General features: G+C 73.1%; 15 protein-coding genes. All 15 read right to left on the bottom strand.

Going from position 1 to position 16,826, the window contains the following annotated elements:
• Nucleotides 1-74 precede the first annotated feature (74 nt).
• The 15 genes from M8C17_RS26115 to pyrR all read right to left on the bottom strand — a co-directional run bounded on the left by M8C17_RS26115 (nt 75) and on the right by pyrR (nt 16,806).
• Nucleotides 75-2,096, bottom strand: a complete 2,022-nt coding sequence (locus tag M8C17_RS26115; protein ID WP_252419199.1) for a primosomal protein N' — start codon at nt 2,094-2,096, stop codon at nt 75-77.
• Between the two features lie 59 nt (nt 2,097-2,155).
• The gene (gene metK / locus M8C17_RS26110; RefSeq protein WP_252419198.1) at nt 2,156-3,349 is read right to left on the bottom strand and encodes a methionine adenosyltransferase; all 1,194 of its coding nucleotides are present in this window, start codon (nt 3,347-3,349) and stop codon (nt 2,156-2,158) included.
• Between the two features lie 88 nt (nt 3,350-3,437).
• Nucleotides 3,438-4,646: a bifunctional phosphopantothenoylcysteine decarboxylase/phosphopantothenate--cysteine ligase CoaBC gene (gene coaBC / locus M8C17_RS26105; protein WP_252419197.1), complete on the bottom strand. Its 1,209-nt coding sequence runs from the start codon at nt 4,644-4,646 to the stop codon at nt 3,438-3,440.
• 14 nt (nt 4,647-4,660) lie between these two features.
• Nucleotides 4,661-4,924 carry a DNA-directed RNA polymerase subunit omega gene (gene rpoZ / locus M8C17_RS26100; protein WP_074318577.1) on the bottom strand — a complete coding sequence of 88 codons (264 nt, stop codon included), beginning with the start codon at nt 4,922-4,924 and terminating at the stop codon, nt 4,661-4,663.
• A gap of 64 nt (nt 4,925-4,988) precedes the next feature.
• A complete protein-coding gene (locus M8C17_RS26095) occupies nt 4,989-5,522 on the bottom strand; it encodes a guanylate kinase (protein ID WP_252419196.1) in 534 nt (177 codons plus the stop codon).
• 25 nt (nt 5,523-5,547) lie between these two features.
• Entirely contained in the window at nt 5,548-5,865 is a 318-nt protein-coding gene (mihF, locus tag M8C17_RS26090; protein ID WP_007458370.1) for an integration host factor, actinobacterial type, read from the bottom strand.
• Nucleotides 5,866-6,043: 178 nt separating this feature from the next.
• Nucleotides 6,044-6,880, bottom strand: coding sequence for an orotidine-5'-phosphate decarboxylase (gene pyrF, locus M8C17_RS26085; protein WP_252419195.1), 837 nt, complete (start codon nt 6,878-6,880; stop codon nt 6,044-6,046).
• A 70-nt stretch (nt 6,881-6,950) separates the two neighbouring features.
• Entirely contained in the window at nt 6,951-8,225 is a 1,275-nt protein-coding gene (locus M8C17_RS26080) for an adenosylmethionine--8-amino-7-oxononanoate transaminase (protein ID WP_252419194.1), read from the bottom strand.
• Nucleotides 8,222-8,482 carry a hypothetical protein gene (locus M8C17_RS26075; protein WP_252419193.1) on the bottom strand — a complete coding sequence of 87 codons (261 nt, stop codon included), beginning with the start codon at nt 8,480-8,482 and terminating at the stop codon, nt 8,222-8,224. Before M8C17_RS26075 ends, M8C17_RS26080 begins: the two co-directional genes overlap by 4 nt.
• The gene (locus tag M8C17_RS26070; RefSeq protein ID WP_252419192.1) at nt 8,479-9,525 is read right to left on the bottom strand and encodes a quinone-dependent dihydroorotate dehydrogenase; all 1,047 of its coding nucleotides are present in this window, start codon (nt 9,523-9,525) and stop codon (nt 8,479-8,481) included. The genes M8C17_RS26075 and M8C17_RS26070 overlap by 4 nt, the downstream gene beginning before the upstream one ends.
• Nucleotides 9,522-12,869 carry a carbamoyl-phosphate synthase large subunit gene (carB, locus tag M8C17_RS26065; protein ID WP_252419191.1) on the bottom strand — a complete coding sequence of 1,116 codons (3,348 nt, stop codon included), beginning with the start codon at nt 12,867-12,869 and terminating at the stop codon, nt 9,522-9,524. Before carB ends, M8C17_RS26070 begins: the two co-directional genes overlap by 4 nt.
• Nucleotides 12,862-14,025 (bottom strand): glutamine-hydrolyzing carbamoyl-phosphate synthase small subunit, encoded by a 1,164-nt coding sequence (carA, locus tag M8C17_RS26060; protein ID WP_252419190.1) that lies wholly within the window; start codon nt 14,023-14,025, stop codon nt 12,862-12,864. The genes carB and carA overlap by 8 nt, the downstream gene beginning before the upstream one ends.
• A complete protein-coding gene (locus M8C17_RS26055; protein ID WP_252419189.1) occupies nt 14,025-15,302 on the bottom strand; it encodes a dihydroorotase in 1,278 nt (425 codons plus the stop codon). Before M8C17_RS26055 ends, carA begins: the two co-directional genes overlap by 1 nt.
• The gene (locus M8C17_RS26050; RefSeq protein ID WP_252419188.1) at nt 15,299-16,225 is read right to left on the bottom strand and encodes an aspartate carbamoyltransferase catalytic subunit; all 927 of its coding nucleotides are present in this window, start codon (nt 16,223-16,225) and stop codon (nt 15,299-15,301) included. The genes M8C17_RS26055 and M8C17_RS26050 overlap by 4 nt, the downstream gene beginning before the upstream one ends.
• On the bottom strand, nt 16,222-16,806 hold the full coding sequence (gene pyrR / locus M8C17_RS26045; RefSeq protein ID WP_252419187.1) for a bifunctional pyr operon transcriptional regulator/uracil phosphoribosyltransferase PyrR: 585 nt from the start codon (nt 16,804-16,806) through the stop codon (nt 16,222-16,224). Before pyrR ends, M8C17_RS26050 begins: the two co-directional genes overlap by 4 nt.
• Nucleotides 16,807-16,826 lie beyond the last annotated feature (20 nt).

Raw genomic sequence — 16,826 nt, 5'->3', positions numbered from 1 at the left:
CGGCGCCACCGCTTTGCCGGACGCGGTGTGCGAGGACCACCAGCCCGGACCAGGTCCGGCACGTGCCGAAACGGTCAGAACATGCTCAGCGGATCGACCTGGAGGCGGACCGGGTCGGCGGCCTTGCGGGCGGCGCGCACCCCGGCCGCCGAGTGCAGCGCCTCCGCCAGCGCGGCGGCCCGGGCCCGGGGCACCCGCACCAGCATCCGCTCCCGGCCCTCCTCGGCCGGCACCGGCCCGAGCACCTCGGCGTCGTCGGGCAGCCGGGCCGCGGCGAGCAGGTCGGCCACCGCCTCGGCCGGGCCTGTGACGCTGGCCATCCGCACCGCCGGTGGGAAGCCCAGCTCGCGGCGCTCGGCCAGCTCCCGACCGGCGAACCAGCCGGCGTCCCAGCGCAGCAGGGCCTGCACCGGGGCGAGCGCGCCGTCGGCGACCACCACCACCCGACCGGCGGGGGCGGGTCGGGCCAGTGCCGCGGCCGCCAGCCAGCGGCGCAGCGCCTCCTCCCCGGCACGCAGGTCGGCGCGGGTCAGCAGGGCCCACGAGTCGAGCAGCAGCACCGCGCCGTAGCCGCCCTCCGCGACGGGCTCGGCGCCCGGGGTGGCGACCACCAGGGCCGCCCCACCGGGCACGTCGGTCAGGACCTCCTCCCGCCCCGAGGTCCGCACCGGCACGCCGGGAAACGCCCGGCCCAGCTCCTCGGCGGTACGCCGGGCGCCGGTCACCGCGGCCCGCAGCCGCCGCCCACCGCACTCCGGGCAGGCGTACGCGGCGGCCACGCGCGCGCACCAGCGGCAGGCCGGGGTGCCGCCGGCAGACGGCAGCGCGAGCGGACCGGCGCAGTGCGCGCAACGGGCCGGGGTGCGGCAGTCCGCGCAGGAGATGGAGGGCAGGTAGCCGCGCCGGGGAACCTGCACCAGCACCGGCAGGTCCGCCCGGAGGGCGTCGCGGGCGGCCGTCCAGGCCAGACTGGGCAGCCGGGCGGTGGCCGCACCGGGATCGCGCGCCAGCTGGGGGTCGTCGCCGGTCGGCGCGATGGCCGGGATACGCGCCCGCACGGTCGCCCGGTCCGCCACCACCTCCCGCGCCCAGCCGGTCTCCAGCAGCAGCTGCGCCTCGGCCGTGCGGGCGTACCCGCCGACCAGCGCGCCGGCCTCGGCGAGCTGGGCGCGGGTGAGCAGCACGTCGCGCGCGTGTGGATAGGGCGCCCGGGGCTCGGAGTGCAGGTCGTCGCCGTCGTCCCAGACGGCGACCAGGCCGAGCCGGTCCACCGGGGCGAACATCGCCGCCCGGGTACCGATCACCACCGGCACCTCCCCGCGCCGGGCGGCCAGGAACGCCCGGTAGCGGCGGGCCGGGCCGAGCGCGGCGGTGAGGCTGACGTGCCGCCCCGGGCCCAGCACGGCGGTGAGCGCGGCGTCCAGTCGATCGAGGTCGCGGGCGTCGGCCACCACGACCACCGCGCCGCGCCCCCCGGCGACGGTGGCGGCCACGGCGTCGGCGTAGCGGGCGGCCCAGTCTTCGCCCGGCAGCGCCGACCAGACCGCGCGGGGTGCCCGGCCGTCGGTGAGGGCGCGAAGCAGGGCCGGCCCGGTCGGGTAGTCCCGCCACCCACGCGGGTCGACCGCCCCGCCGGACGCTCCCCCGCCGAGTCCGGCGGGCTCCGGGTCTGACTCGGGCTGCACGGGCGCGGGCGGGGCGGTCGCGGGGTCGGAGGTCGCGGTCGGGTCGGGGGCGTCGTCGGCGGGGGCCGGTGGTGTGGACGGGCCGCCGCGGGGCTCCTTCTCCACCCGGGCGTGCCGGGGTGGCACGGCGAGCCGGAGGACGTCGGCGAGGCTGCCCGCGTACCGGTCGGCGACCGCCCGGGCCAGCCGGGCGATCTCGGGCGCCAGCACGGGCTCCGGCGAGACCACCTTCTCCAGGTAGGCGAGCCGGCCGGTGTGCCCGGAGTCGTCGGCGCGGGCCAGCAGCCAGCCGTCGACGAGCTGCCCGGCGAAACGCACCTTCACCCGGGTGCCGGGCACCGCCACGTCGTCCAGCTCGGCTGGCACCAGGTAGTCGAACGGCCGGTCCAGGTGCGCCAGTCCGACGTCCACGCAGACGCGCGCGACCGGCGACCCATCCGCGGGTCGCCGGTCGCTGCGCCTGGTGGCGGTCAGGCTCCCGCGGCCGACTTGAGGTCGGCGGCCCGGTCGGTGCTCTCCCAGGTCAGATCCGGCAGCTCGCGGCCGAAGTGGCCGTACGCGGCGGTCTGCTGGTAGATCGGGCGGAGCAGGTTGAGGTCCCGGATGATCGCGGCCGGGCGCAGGTCGAACACCTCGGTGACGGCCTTCTCGATCGAGGCGACCGGCACGGTCTCGGTGCCGAACGTCTCAATGAAGAGGCTCACCGGGTGCGCCTTGCCGATGGCGTACGCGACCTGCGCCTCGCACCGCTCGGCCAGGCCGGCGGCGACGACGTTCTTGGCCACCCAGCGCATCGCGTACGCCGCCGAGCGGTCCACCTTGGACGGGTCCTTGCCGGAGAAGGCGCCGCCACCGTGCCGGGCGTACCCGCCGTAGGTGTCGACAATGATCTTGCGGCCGGTCAGCCCGGCGTCACCCATCGGCCCGCCGATCTCGAAGCGGCCGGTCGGGTTGACCAGCAGCCGGTAGCCGTCGGTGTCCAGGCCGAGGCTCTCCAGCTCGGGGGCGATGACGTGGTCGCGCACGTCCGGGGTGAGCAGCGATTCCAGGGAGATGTCCGCGGCGTGCTGGCTGGACACGACCACCGTGTTCAGCCGGACCGGGCGCAGCCCCTCGTACTCGATGGTCACCTGGGTCTTGCCGTCCGGGCGCAGGTACGGGATGGTGCCGTCCTTGCGCACCGCGGCCAGCCGGCGGGCCAGCCGGTGCGCCAGCGCGATCGGCAGCGGCATCAGCTCGGGGGTCTCCGAGCAGGCGAACCCGAACATCATGCCCTGGTCGCCGGCGCCCTGCGCGTCCAGCGCGCTCTCCGACGCCCCGGTACGCAGTTCGAAGGCGTTGTCCACACCCTGCGCGATGTCCTCGGACTGCGCACCAATGGAGACGCTGACCCCGCAGGAGGCTCCGTCGAAACCCTTCTTCGAGGAGTCGTACCCGATGTCGAGGATGGTGCGGCGCACGATGGTCGGGATGTCGGCGTAGGCCTTGGTGGTCACCTCACCCGCGATGTGCACCTGACCGGTGGTGATCATGGTTTCCACCGCCACTCGGCTGTGCGGATCCTCGGTGAGCAGGGCGTCGAGGATGCCATCGCTGATCTGGTCGGCGATCTTGTCCGGGTGGCCTTCCGTGACCGATTCGGACGTGAAGAGGCGGCGTGTCACGGCACTCCTAAGCGTGTGAAGTCGTTCCGCGGCAGTCTAATCACCACTGCGGCGGATGTTCCCCGTCGGTCGTGCGCTGTTCCACCCGTCAGGAGCGGCCGGGCAGCCGCGCCACGACGAGATCCCACACGGTGTCGGCCACGTCCTCCTTGGCCTGCTCCGGCAGTCGGCTGACCGAGCCGTCCGCGCCGATGACCGTCACCGTGTTGGTGTCGGCGCCGAAGACCTTGTCCTGACCGACCTCGTTGACCACGATCAGGTCGGCCCGCTTCCGGGCGAGTTTCGCCCGACCGTTGGCCTCGGCCTCGCCGGTCTCGGCGGCGAACACCACCAGCAGCTGCTCCGCCCGCTTGCGCTGGCCGAGCTCCGCCGCGATGTCCGGGTTGGTGACGAGCTCTATGGCGGGTGCGACGCCATCGTCCGACTTCTTGATTTTGCCAGGCGCGTACGTCGCCGGCCGGAAATCGGCCGGAGCGGCCGCCATCACCACCGCGTCGGCCTCGACGGCGGCCTTCAGCGTGGCCTCCCGCAACTCGGCCGTGGTGCCCACCCGGATCAGGTCGACACCGGCGGGGTCGGCGAGGGAGACGTTGGCGGAGATGAGGGTGACCCGGGCGCCCCGGGCGACCGCCGCCCGGGCGAAGGCGTAACCCTGCTTGCCGGAGGACCGGTTGCCCAGGAAGCGCACCGGGTCCAACGGCTCGCGGGTGCCACCCGCGGTGACCACCACCCGCCGGCCGGCCAGGTCGGCGGGGGCGTGCCCGCCCCGGGTGAGGACCCGACGGGCGACCGCGAAGATCTCCGCCGGGTCGGGCAGCCGGCCCTTGCCGGTGTCGACCCCGGTGAGCCGGCCGACGGCCGGCTCGATGACCCGGACACCCCGGGCGCGCAGCGTGGCGACGTTGGCCACGGTGGCGGGGTGCTCCCACATCTCGGTGTGCATGGCCGGGGCCAGCACGACCGGGCAGCGAGCGGTCAGCAGCGTGTTGGTCAGCAGGTCGTCGGCGAGCCCGTGGGCGGCCTTGGCGAGCAGGTCGGCGGTGGTCGGCGCGACCACCACCAGGTCGGCCTGCTGGCCGAGCCGGACGTGCGGCACCTCGTGCACGTCGGACCAGACGTCGTCGGCGACCGGTTGGCCGGAGAGCGCCGCCCAGGTCGGCGCCCCGACGAACCGGAGCGCCGACGCGGTCGGCACGACACGAACCCGGTGGCCCGATTCGGTGAAGAGCCGCAGCAGCTCACAGGCCTTGTAGGCGGCGATGCCGCCGCCGACCCCGAGGACGATCCCGGCGGACATCGACGTACGGGGGCTTACGGCTGGTCGGTCGGCTCGGCGGTGAGCAGGCCACCGTTGATCTCGCGCATGGCGATGGAGAGGGGCTTCTCCTGCGGGGTGGTCTCCACGAGCGGGCCGACGTACTCCAGGAGGCCCTCACCGAGCTGGCTGTAGTAGGCGTTGACCTGGCGCGCGCGCTTGGCGGCGAAGATGACCAGCGCGTACTTCGACGTCGTCTTCTCGAGGAGCTCGTCGATCGGCGGGTTGGTGATGCCTTCGGGGTTGGCGATGGATCCCACGAATTAACCTCTGCGTCTTTCGAGCCGCGCGGACGCGGTGCTGAGTCTCAACGGCGGCCGGCCGTCAGCCACGCACGCGCGACCAGGCCGGGTCCGGATAAGAAGAACCGAGTAAGCCTACCAGCTCGTCGACCACCCGATCGGTGCGGTCGTGGCTCAGCGTGTGGTCGAAGGCGGCCGCCACGGCCGGGGCGGGTCGGTACCCGGGCGGGCTCAGCAGCACCAGCCGGGCGTCGGGTGACCGTGCCCGGACCAGCTGGGCGCCGGCCAGGTCGAGGGGGAGCAGCACCGGCTGCCCGGCGTCGAGCCGGGCGCGCAGCGGCAGGTACGGGGTGCCCCGGCGGTGTGGACCCATCCGGGACCACTCCAGCAGCTCGCCGGCGGCCACCCGGCGGTCGAACTCCGCGGGGGCCAGGAACACCCGGTCGACTCCGTCCACCTCCGCCTCCCGGCGCGGCCGGGTGGTCGCCGGCACCGGGATCCACACGGACGGAGAACGCGCCCGGACAAGCTCGACGACACTCTCCGTGCCGGAACCCGAAGGTCCAGCCAGGACAGTGAGCCGAGCCGCCGGGCGCGCCTCGTCATCCGTGCTCACTGCTTGTTTCTACACGCTGCCAGGTTCAGTTGGCGGCGAACTCTCCAAGCAGTGCCTTGCGCTGCTGCTCGCCGAGGCCGCGCAGGCGACGGCTGTCGGCGATCTTGAGCTTCTCCATGATCTGGGTAGCCCGGATCTTGCCGATGCCCGGCATCGCCTGCAGGACGGCCGAAACCTTGAGCTTGCCCACGACGTCGTCGCTCTCGGCGCGCTCGAGGACGGCACCAAGGGTGGTCTTGCCCTGCTTGAGCTGCTCCTTCAGCTCGGCACGGGCCTTGCGGATCTCCGCGGCCTTCTCGAGCGCGGCAGCGCGCTGTTCGGGGGTCAGTGACGGGAGCGGCACCAGTTCTCCTCAGGTCCCTATCGCGGCGGGCGGGGCGCACCGCCGCATCTGTGAAACGTGGTGTCGCTGTGAACCAAGGGGTCCGTGGTTCCCAGCGCGGGGAAAACTAGCGGTCAACGGAGCTTTCGGCAACGTGGGCGCGCGATGATCATCGCAGAGTGACCGAGCCGTCAGTCAGTCACGGGGCAGCCAGAACGGCCCGGCAGTCGGCCAGCACCCGGTCGGCGGCGGCCCGCAGAGCGGCGACGTCGGGGCCCGCCGAGAGCACCTCCCGGGAGTACGACGGGAGCACCGCGGAGAGGCTGGAGCCGAAGACGGTCCGCAGATCCGCGGCGCCGGCACCCTGCGCGCCGAGCCCCGGAGCGAGCAGTGGACCCCCCACGCCGGAGAGGTCGTGGCCGGTGTCGCCGATGGTCGCGCCGACCACCAGACCGAAGCTGCCGAGGGGGTCCGCACCCCTGTTGAGCTGGGAAATCTCGTCGATCACGGTCTGCGCCACGGTGCGTCCGTCGGCCGTGCGGGCCCGCTGGACGGCGGCCCCCTCCGGGTTGGAGGTGAGGGCCAGCACGAAGACTCCGCCGCCGTGCTCGGCGGCCAGCTCGAACATCGGCGCGAGCGAACCTACTCCCAGGTAGGGGCTCGCGGTGACCGCGTCGACATACAACGGGCTGGATGGATCGAGGTACGCGGCGGCGTACGCGCTGACCGTCGAGCCGATGTCGCCGCGCTTGACGTCCAGCAGAACGAGCGAACCGGCATCCCGTAACTGTCGGATAGTTGACTCAAGAATCGCCACCCCGCGGGACCCGAACCGCTCGAAAAAGGCCGACTGAGGCTTGACAACCGCAACCCGGTCACCGAGGGCTTCCGTGACGGTCCGGGCGAACCGGTCAAGCCCCTGGACGTCGTCGGCGAGGCCCCAGCGGGCCAGCAGACCGGGATGCGGATCGATGCCCACACAGAGTGGTCCCCGCTCGGTGACGGCCCGGTGCAGCCGGGTTCCGAAGCTCTCCATCCGGTACTTCCCCTCTCCTCGTCCGGGCGGCAGCCCGCCCGGGGTACCCCGGCCCGGTGATCGGGTCGGCTCAGCCGGCCGCCACCGCCGCCGCCACACCGGCCGCGATCCGGGCCAGGTCGGCGTCGTCGGTGACGTACGGCGGCATCGTGTAGATCAGGTCGCGGAAGGGCCGCAGCCACACCCCCCGGTCGGCCGCCGCCACGGTGGCCGCCCCCAGGTCGACCTCGTGGTCGAGCTGGACCACGCCGATCGCGCCGAGCACCCGCACGTCGGTCACACCCGGCGCGCCCCGCAACGGCTCCAGCCCGGCCCGCAGACCGGCGCCGACCCTGTCGACCTGGGCCGCCCAGTCCCTGGCCCGCAGCAGGCCGATGGAGGCGTTGGCGACCGCGCAGGCCAACGGGTTGCCCATGAAGGTCGGGCCGTGCGCCAGCACCCCGGCGGCGGAGATGGCCCGGGCGACCCGCGGGGTGCACAGCGTCGCCGCCAGGGTCAGGTAGCCGCCCGTGAGCGCCTTGCCCACGCACATGACGTCCGGGGTCACCCCGGCGTGCTCGGCGGCGAACATCGTCCCGGTACGGCCGAAGCCGGTGGCGATCTCGTCGAAGATCAGCAGCACCCCGTGCGCGCGGGTCACCTCGCGCAGCACCCGCAGGTACTCCGGATGGTGGAAGCGCATCCCGCCGGCGCCCTGCACCACCGGCTCGACGATCACCGCGGCCAGTTCGTCGGCGTGCCGCTCGACCGCGTCCACGAGCGCCGCCACGTACGCCTCGTCGGGCGGATCGGCGAAACCGCCCGGCGGGACCGGGGCGAAGACCTGCCGGGGCAGCACGTCGCCCCAGAGGTGGTGCATCCCGCCCTCCGGGTCGCACACGCTCATCGGGTGGAACGTGTCACCGTGGTAGCCGCCCCGCCAGGTGGCCAGCCGACGCCGCTGCGGTTGACCGACGGCCCGCTGGTACTGCAGGCACATCTTCACCGCCACCTCGACGCTCACCGAGCCGGAGTCGGCCAGGAACACGTGCTCCAGTCCCTCCGGGGCCAGCTCGACCAGGGTCCGGGCGAGCTGGACGGCGGGTTCGTGGGTGAGCCCGCCGAACATCACGTGGCTCATCCGGCCGAGCTGGTCGGTCACCGCCGCGTCCAGGACCGGATGCCGGTAGCCGTGGATCGCCGCCCACCAGGACGACATCCCGTCCACCAGTTCCCGCCCGTCGGCCAGCCGCAGCCGTACCCCCTCGGCGCTGGACACCACGAACGGCGGGTTCGCCGGCGGCAGCGCGGCGTACGGATGCCAGACGTGCGCCCGGTCGGCGGTCAGGATCTCCTCGGGTGTCACACGTACTCCTTCCAGGCGCGAACGCTCCGGGCGGTGGCCACGGCCAGGGCGGTGGGCGGCCGGCGGCCGGGTCGGGTCACCCCCTCGGCGCCTTTGCTCTGCTTCAACGGGCGCAACACCTGGCGTCCGGATACCGGACGCCGGCCGTCGCGTGGGTTGAAGCAGAGCAAAGGGCCAGCGGCGAGGGTGGGCGCCTCGGCGCGGAGCCGGCTCGGCACCGAGCCGAGCCGGGCCAGCACCGAGGCGGGGGCGGTCACCGGCCGGCGACCGGATCCGGTGCCACCGCTGTGGCCGTCGCGCGGGCGGCCGCGCGGACCAGGGCCGGGCCCCGGTAGATGAAGCCGGTGTAGAGCTGCACCAGGGCGGCGCCGGCGTCGACCATGCGGGCCGCGTCGTCGGGGTCGAGCACCCCACCGACGCCGATGATCGGAAGGCGGCCACCGGTCTCCCGGTGCACGAAGGCGACCACGTCCCTCGCCCGGGCGGTGAGCGGGCGGCCGGACAGACCGCCGGCCTCCGCGCCGCGCTCGGTGTCCACCGAGGCGAGCCCGCTGCGGGCCAGGGTCGTGTTGGTGGCGATCACACCGGCCGCACCCCGGGCCAGGCAGACCTCCAGCAGCTCGGCGATCGCCGCATCGGTCAGGTCCGGTGCGATCTTGACGAGCACCGGCTTCTCCCCCACCAGCGCGCCGAGCAGCGCGTCCAGGTGCGCACGGTCCTGAAGGGACCGCAGACCCGGCGTGTTCGGGGAGGAGACGTTCACCGCGAAGTAGTCGCCGTGCCCGCGCAGCGCCCGGTACGAGGCGAGGTAGTCCTCGACCGCCTCGTCGAGCGGGGTCACCTTGGACTTGCCCAACGAGATGCCCAGCGGTACGCCGATCGGGCGCGGCAGCGCCGCCAGGCGGGCGGCCAGCGCGGCGGCACCGGCGTTGTTGAAGCCCATCCGGTTGACCACCGCCTCGCTGGCCGGCAGCCGGAACAGCCGCGGCCGGGGGTTGCCCGGCTGGGCGTGCGCGGTGACCGTGCCGACCTCGACGAAGCCGAAGCCGAGCGCCGGCCAGGCCGGCAGCGCCGCGCCGTCCTTGTCCATCCCGGCGGCCAACCCGACCGGATTGGGAAACCGCACGCCGAACACCGTGCGCGGCGCCTGGACCGCGTACCGGGCCCGCAGTGCCGCCAACGCCACCGGCCGGCGCGAGAGCACGGCCAGCCGCCGCAGCGTCCACTCGTGGGCCGCCTCCGCGTCCCCGCCCCCGATCCGGAACAACCAGGGCCGTACCGCCCGCTCGAACACGGTCACTGGGCGGCCCGGAGGGTGGCGTGCAGGTCCTGCAGGGGACGGACCTGCATGTCACCACGGATTCGCGCCTCGATGCCCATCACGGCCGCGGCGGCGCCGGGAACCGTGGTGATGCAGGGGATGTCCGCCGTCACCGCGGCGCTGCGGATCTCGTAGCCGTCCGAGCGGGCGCTGGCACCCGAACCCTGCGGCGTGTTGATCACCAGGGCCACGTCACCGCCGAGGATCAGCGAGACCGCGTCGTCTCCCTCGCCGGCCTGGTAGTGCTTGCGGATCTGCTCGCAGGCGATGCCGTGCCGACGCAGCACCTCGGCGGTGCCGGTGGTCGCCACGATCTCGAAGCCCAGATCGGCCAGGCGCTTGATCGGGAAGATCATGCCGCGCTTGTCCCGGTTGGCGACCGAGACGAAGATCTTCCCGCCGGTCGGCAGGGAGCCGTACGCGGCCGACTGGCTCTTGGCGAAGGCGTGCCCGAAGTTGGTGTCGATGCCCATCACCTCGCCGGTCGACTTCATCTCCGGGCCGAGCAGCGAGTCGATCCCCTTGCCGGAGCGGGTGCGGAAGCGCTTGAACGGCAGCACCGCCTCCTTGACCGCGATCGGCGCGTCGGCCGGCATCGTGCCGCCGTCCCCCGTGGCCGGGAGCAGACCCTCGGCGCGCAGCTCGGCGATGGTCGCCCCGAGCGCGATCCGGGCCGCCGCCTTGGCCAGCGGCACCGCCGTCGCCTTGGAGACGAACGGGACGGTCCGCGACGCCCGCGGGTTGGCCTCCAGCACGTAGAGCACGTCGTCCTTGAGCGCGTACTGCACGTTGAGCAGGCCGCGGACGCCGACGCCCCGGGCGATCGCCTCGGTGTAACGACGGACCTCGGCCAGGTGCGAGCCCGCGAGGGTGATCGGCGGCAACGCGCACGACGAGTCGCCGGAGTGGATGCCGGCTTCCTCGATGTGCTCCATCACCCCGCCGACGTAGACCTCGCCGTCGGCGTCGCACAGCGCGTCCACGTCGATCTCGATGGCGTCGTCCAGGAACCGGTCCACCAGCACCGGGTGGTCCGGGGAGATGTCGGTGGCCCGTCCGATGTAGTCGCGCAGCGTCGGATCGTCGTAGACGATCTCCATGCCCCGCCCACCCAGCACGTAGGACGGCCGCACCAGCACCGGGTAGCCGATCTCGTCGGCGATCGTCTTGGCCTCGTCGTAGGACGTGGCCATGCCGTGCGCCGGCGCGCGCAGCCCGGCCCGGGCGAGCACCGCGCCGAACGCCCCGCGCTCCTCGGCGAGGTGGATCGACTCCGGGGAGGTGCCGACCACCGGTACGCCGGCGTTCTTGAGCCGCTGCGCCAAGCCGAGCGGGGTCTGCCCGCCCAGCTGCACGACCACGCCGACCACGCCCGGTCCGCCGGCCGCCCGGCCGGAGGAATCCTCCGCGTGCCAGACCTCCAGCACGTCCTCGAAGGTCAGCGGCTCGAAGTAGAGCCGGTCGGCGGTGTCGTAGTCGGTGGAGACCGTCTCCGGGTTGCAGTTGACCATGACGGTCTCGTAGCCGGCCGCCCGCAACGCCTGGACCGCGTGCACGCACGAGTAGTCGAACTCGATGCCCTGACCGATCCGGTTCGGGCCGGAGCCCAGGATCAGCACCTTGGGCCGGTCCGAGGGCACGACCTCGGTCTCGGAGTCGTAGCTGGAGTAGTGGTACGGAGTGGTCGCCTCGAACTCGGCCGCGCAGGTGTCCACGGTCTTGTAGACCGGGCGTACGTCGAGACGGTGCCGCAGGGTCCGTACGCCGTCCTCGGCGGCCAGTTCGGGGCGCAGAGCGGCGAGCTGCCGGTCGGACAGCCCGGCCCGCTTGGCCTGGCGCAGCAGCTCGGCGTCGAGCACCGGTGCGTCCACGATCTCGGCGCGCAGCTCGACCAGCGCGGCGATCTGGTCCAGGAACCACGGGTCGATCCCGCCGGACGCGGTGGTGACCTCGGCGATCGACGCGCCGAGGCGCAGCGCCCGCTCGACGGTGTAGAGCCGCCCGTCGTGCGGGACGCGCAGCGCGGCGAGGGTGTTCTCCCTGGTGGCGCCGGCCGGGTCGGGCACCGTCCAGAAGCCGGCCTCTTTGGTCTCCATCGAGCGCATCGCCTTGTTCAGCGCCTCGGTGAAGTTGCGCCCGAGGCTCATCGCCTCGCCCACCGACTTCATGGTGGTGGTCAGCTCCGGGTCGGCACCGGGGAACTTCTCGAACGCGAACCTCGGGATCTTCACCACCACGTAGTCCAGGGCCGGCTCGAAGGCCGCCGGAGTCTTCAACGTGATGTCGTTGGGGATCTCGTCGAGGGTGTAGCCGATGGCCAGCTTGGCGGCGATCTTGGCGATCGGGAAGCCGGTCGCCTTGGAGGCCAGCGCCGAGGAGCGGGACACCCGGGGGTTCATCTCGATCACGACGATCCGGCCGTCGGCCGGGTTGACCGCGAACTGGATGTTGCAGCCGCCGGTGTCCACACCGACCTCGCGCAGCACCGCGATGCCCAGGTCACGCAGGTGCTGGTACTCGCGGTCGGTGAGCGTCATGGCCGGGGCCACGGTGACGCTGTCGCCGGTGTGCACGCCCATCGGGTCGATGTTCTCGATCGAGCAGACCACCACCACGTTGTCGTGCCGGTCGCGCATCAGCTCGAGCTCGTACTCCTTCCAGCCGAGCACGCTCTCCTCGATGAGCACCTCGTGCACCGGGCTGGCGGACAACCCGTCGCCGGCGATGCGGGCCAGGTCCTCCGGGGTGTGCGCCATGCCGGAGCCCAGGCCACCCATGGTGAACGACGGCCGGATGACCACCGGCAGGCCCAGCTCGGCGACGGTCGCCTCGACCTCGTCCATGGAGTGGCAGACCCGCGAGCGGGGCACCAGCCCGGCCGGGTCGTCGACGCCGAGACGGACGCCGGCCTTGGCGACGATCTCCTTGAACAACTGGCGGTCCTCGCCCCGGTTGATCGCGTCGATGTTCGCGCCGATCAGCTCGACACCGTACTTCTCCAGCACGCCGGCCTCGTGCAGGGCGACGGCGGTGTTCAGCGCGGTCTGCCCGCCGAGGGTCGCCAGGATCGCGTCCGGTCGCTCCTTGGCGATGACCAGCTCCACGAACTCCGGGGTGATCGGCTCGACGTAGGTCGCGTCGGCGAACTCCGGGTCCGTCATGATCGTCGCCGGGTTCGAGTTGACCAGGCTGACCCGGATCCCCTCGCTGCGCAGCACCCGGCAGGCCTGGGTACCGGAGTAGTCGAACTCGCAGGCCTGCCCGATCACGATCGGCCCGGAGCCGATCACCAGGATGTGCTTGAGATCGGTCCGCTTAGGCATTGCTGCGCCCCTCGCTGAGGGCACGGCCCTCGATCAGCTCGGCGAATCGGTCGAAGAGGTAGTCCGCGTCGTGCGGGCCGGCCGCCGCCTCCGGGTGGTACTGGACGGTGAACGCGGGCAGGTCCGCGGCCCGCAACCCCTCGACCACGTTGTCATTGAGGCAGACGTGCGACACCCGTACCCCGCCGAAGTCGGTGTCGATCACCTGGTCGGGGACCACCGCGCCAACACCCGCGCCGGGCACCTCGACCGCGAAGCCGTGGTTGTGGCTGGTCACCTCCACCTTGCCGGTGACCCGGTCGAGCACCGGCTGGTTGATCCCCCGGTGGCCGTAGCCCAGCTTGTAGGTGCCGAAGCCGAGCGCCCGGCCGAGGATCTGGCTGCCGAAGCAGATGCCGAACAGCGGCACCCGCCGGCCCAGCGCCTCCCGGGCCAACGCGACCGGGCCGTCGGCGGTGGCCGGGTCACCGGGACCGGGCGACAGGAAGATCGCGTCGGCGCCGGTGGCGAGCAGCTCCTCGATGCTCGACCCGGCGGGCAGCACGTGGGTCGTCACCCCGCGCGCGGCGAGCCGGCGCGGCACGTTGCGCTTGATGCCCAGGTCCAGCGCGGCCACGGTGAACCGGTGCTCGCCGACCGCCTCGACGACGTACGGCTCGGCGGTGGTCACCTCCGCGGAGAGGTCGGCGCCGACCATCTGCGGCGACTGACGCACCCGGGCCAGCAGGGCGCGCGGGTCGTCGTCGACGCTGGAGATGCCCACCCGCATGGCGCCCCGCTCGCGCAGGTGCCGGGTCAGCGCCCGGGTGTCCACGCCGCTGATGCCCACCACACCCTCGGTGGCGAGCCGGTCCTCGAGGCTGCCGGTGGCCCGCCAGTTCGAACCGATCCGGGCCGGGTCGCGCACCACGTAACCCGCCACCCAGATGCGGCCGGACTCGTCGTCCTCGCCGTTGACGCCGGTGTTGCCGATGTGCGGGGCGGTCTGCACGACCACCTGGCGGTGGTAGGAGGGGTCGGTGAGGGTCTCCTGGTAGCCGGTCATGCCGGTGTTGAAGACCGCCTCGCCGAAGGTCTCCCCGACGCTGCCGTACGCCTCGCCGTGGAACGTACGCCCGTCCTCGAGTACGAGGATCGCGGGTCTGCGCTTGACCATTACTTGACAGCCTTTCCGTCCAGGACCGTCGGCTCGCCACGCAGGAAGGTCGCCACGATGCGACCCGGCAGCGTCATGCGGGCGTACGGGGTGTTGCGACTGCGACTGGCCAGCTCCGCCGGTTCGATGGTGCGGCGGGCGGCCGGGTCGACGAGGGTCAGGTTGGCCGGCACGCCGGGTGCCGGGTCGACACCGTGGCCGGTCAGCCCGGCGATGCGGGCCGGGGTGCGGGACATCCGCTCGGCGATCAGATCCCACTGGGGGCCGAGCACGTCCAGCGCGATGGAGAGGGCCGTCTCCAGGCCGAGCATCCCCGGCCGGGCGTACGCCCACTCGCACTCCTTGTCCTCCACGGCGTGCGGGGCGTGGTCGGTGGCGATCACGTCGAGCACCCCGTCGGCGAGCGCGGTGCGTAGCGCGGCGATGTCCGCGGCGGTACGCAGCGGCGGGTTGACCTTGAAGACCGGGTCGTAGGTCGTCGCCCGCTCGTCGGTGAGCAGCAGGTGGTGCGGGGTCACCTCGGCGGTGACCCGTACCCCGCGTGCCTTTGCCTGGCGCAGCACCTCGACGCTGCCGGCCGTGGAGACGTGGCAGACGTGCAGCCGGCCGCCCACGTGCTCGGTGAGCAGCACGTCCCGGGCGATGATCGCCTCCTCGGCGACCGCCGGCCAGCCGATCAGCCCGAGCCGGGTGGAGACCTCGCCCTCGTGCATCTGGGCGCCCTCGGTGAGCCGCGGCTCCTCGGCGTGCTGGGCGATGATCCCGTCGAACGCCTTGACGTACTCCAGGGCGCGGCGCATCAGCTTCGGGTCGGCGACGCAGTACCCGTCGTCGGAGAAGATGCGCACCCGGGCCGCGGAGTCGGCCATCGCGCCCAGCTCGGCGAGGCGCTCGCCGGCCAGCCCGACGGTGACCGCGCCGATCGGCTGCACGTCGACCAGGCCGGCCTCGCGGCCGAGTCGCCAGACCTGCTCGACCACGCCGGCGGTGTCGGCGACCGGCGAGGTGTTGGCCATCGCGCAGACGGCGGTGTAGCCGCCCAGCGCGGCCGCCCGGGAGCCGGACTCGACGGTCTCGGCGTCCTCCCGTCCGGGCTCGCGCAGGTGGGTGTGCAGGTCGACCAGGCCGGGCAGGGCGACCAGGCCGGTGCCGTCGACGACGGTGGCGTCCGGCGCGGACAGCCCCGGGCCGACCTCGGCGACCACGCCGTCGCGGATCAGCAGGTCGGTCGGCGCGGCGCCGACGACGCTCACACTGGTGATGAGGTACGCGGTCACCGGTTGTTCCCTCCGAGCAGCAGGTACAGGACGGCCATCCGCACGGAGACCCCGTTGGTGACCTGTTCGACGATGGTGGAGCGGGGTGAGTCGGCCACCTCGGGGGTGATCTCCATCCCCCGGTTCATCGGGCCGGGGTGCATGACGATCGCGTGCGCGGGCAGCCGGCGCATCCGGGGCCCGTCCAGGCCGTAGCGGCGGGCGTACTCGCGGGCCGAGGGGAAGTACGAGTCGTTCATCCGCTCCCGCTGCACCCGCAGCATCATCACCACGTCCACGTTGGGCAGCACGGAGTCGAGGTCGTAGGAGACGTCCGTGCCGGGGGCGAGCGCCGCGGCGATGTCCACCGGGATGAGGGTGGGCGGGCCGACCAGGGTGACCTTGGCGCCGAGGGTGGAGAGCAGCAGAACGTTCGAGCGGGCCACTCGGGAGTGCAGCACGTCCCCGACCACCGCGACCGACAGGCCGGCCAGCCGGCCCAGCCGGGCCCGCATGGTGTACGCGTCCAGCAGCGCCTGGGTGGGGTGTTCGTGGGTGCCGTCGCCGGCGTTGACCACCGACCCGTCGACCCAGTTGGCCAGCCGGTGCGGAGCACCGGACGCGGGGTGTCGGACGACCACCGCGTCGGCGCCCATGGCCTGCAGGGTCAGCGCGGTGTCCTTCAGGCTCTCGCCCTTGGTGACGCTGGACCCCTTCGCGGAAAAGTTGATCACGTCGGCGCTGAGTCGCTTCGCCGCCGCCTCGAAGGAGATCCGGGTACGGGTGGAGTCCTCGTAGAAGAGGTTCACCACGGTCCGGCCGCGCAGCGCGGGCAGCTTCTTGATCTCCCGGCCGGCGACGGTGGCCATCTCGGCCGCGGTGTCCAGGATCTCGGTGGCGGTGTCGGCGTCGAGGTCCGCGCCGGAGAGCAGGTGCCTGATCATGCGGTGGGACCCCCGTAGAGCTTGACCTCGTCCGTCCCGTCGGTCTCGGCGAGCGTCACCTTGACGCTCTCGGCGAGCGAGGTCGGGATGTTCTTGCCGACGTAGTCGGCCCGGATCGGCAGCTCCCGGTGGCCGCGGTCGACCAGCACGGCGAGTTGCACGGACGACGGGCGGCCCACGTCGTTGAGCGCGTCGAGCGCGGCCCGGACGGTGCGGCCGGAGAAGAGCACGTCGTCGACGAGGATGACCCGCTTGCCGTCGATGCCGCCGGGCGGCAACTCGGTGGGGCCGACCGCGCGGGTCGCGTGCCGGCGCAGGTCGTCGCGGTACAGAGTGATGTCGAGCACACCGACCGGAACGGCGACGTCCTCGAAGGTGCTGATCCGGGCGGAGAGCCGCCGGGCGAGGGGGACGCCCCGGGTGGGAATCCCGAGCAGCACCGTGTCTGCGGCGCCCTGGGTCTTCTCCAGGATCTGGTGGGCGATGCGGTCGACCACGCGTTGCACGTCGGCGCTGGCGAGGATCACCTTCACCGAGGGTTGTCGCGGTGGCGACGAGCGGGCAGCCGGTGGGTATGCCACGGCGGACCTCCTTCCCCGCC

It is taken from the genome of Micromonospora sp. RHAY321 (assembly GCF_023896955.1).
Taxonomy (GTDB): Bacteria; Actinomycetota; Actinomycetes; order Mycobacteriales; family Micromonosporaceae; genus Micromonospora.
The sequence above is the reverse complement of the archived record's forward strand: the minus strand, read 5'-3'. Positions and strand labels throughout refer to the sequence as shown.

Coding starts and splice junctions, on each gene's coding strand:
- coaBC (WP_252419197.1), bottom strand. CDS start 4,646: ATGTCCGCCGGGATCGTCCTCGGGGTCGGCGGCGGCATCGCCGCCTAC.
- pyrF (WP_252419195.1), bottom strand. CDS start 6,880: ATGGAGAGCTTCGGAACCCGGCTGCACCGGGCCGTCACCGAGCGGGGA.
- carB (WP_252419191.1), bottom strand. CDS start 12,869: ATGCCTAAGCGGACCGATCTCAAGCACATCCTGGTGATCGGCTCCGGG.
- carA (WP_252419190.1), bottom strand. CDS start 14,025: ATGGTCAAGCGCAGACCCGCGATCCTCGTACTCGAGGACGGGCGTACG.
- M8C17_RS26050 (WP_252419188.1), bottom strand. CDS start 16,225: ATGATCAGGCACCTGCTCTCCGGCGCGGACCTCGACGCCGACACCGCC.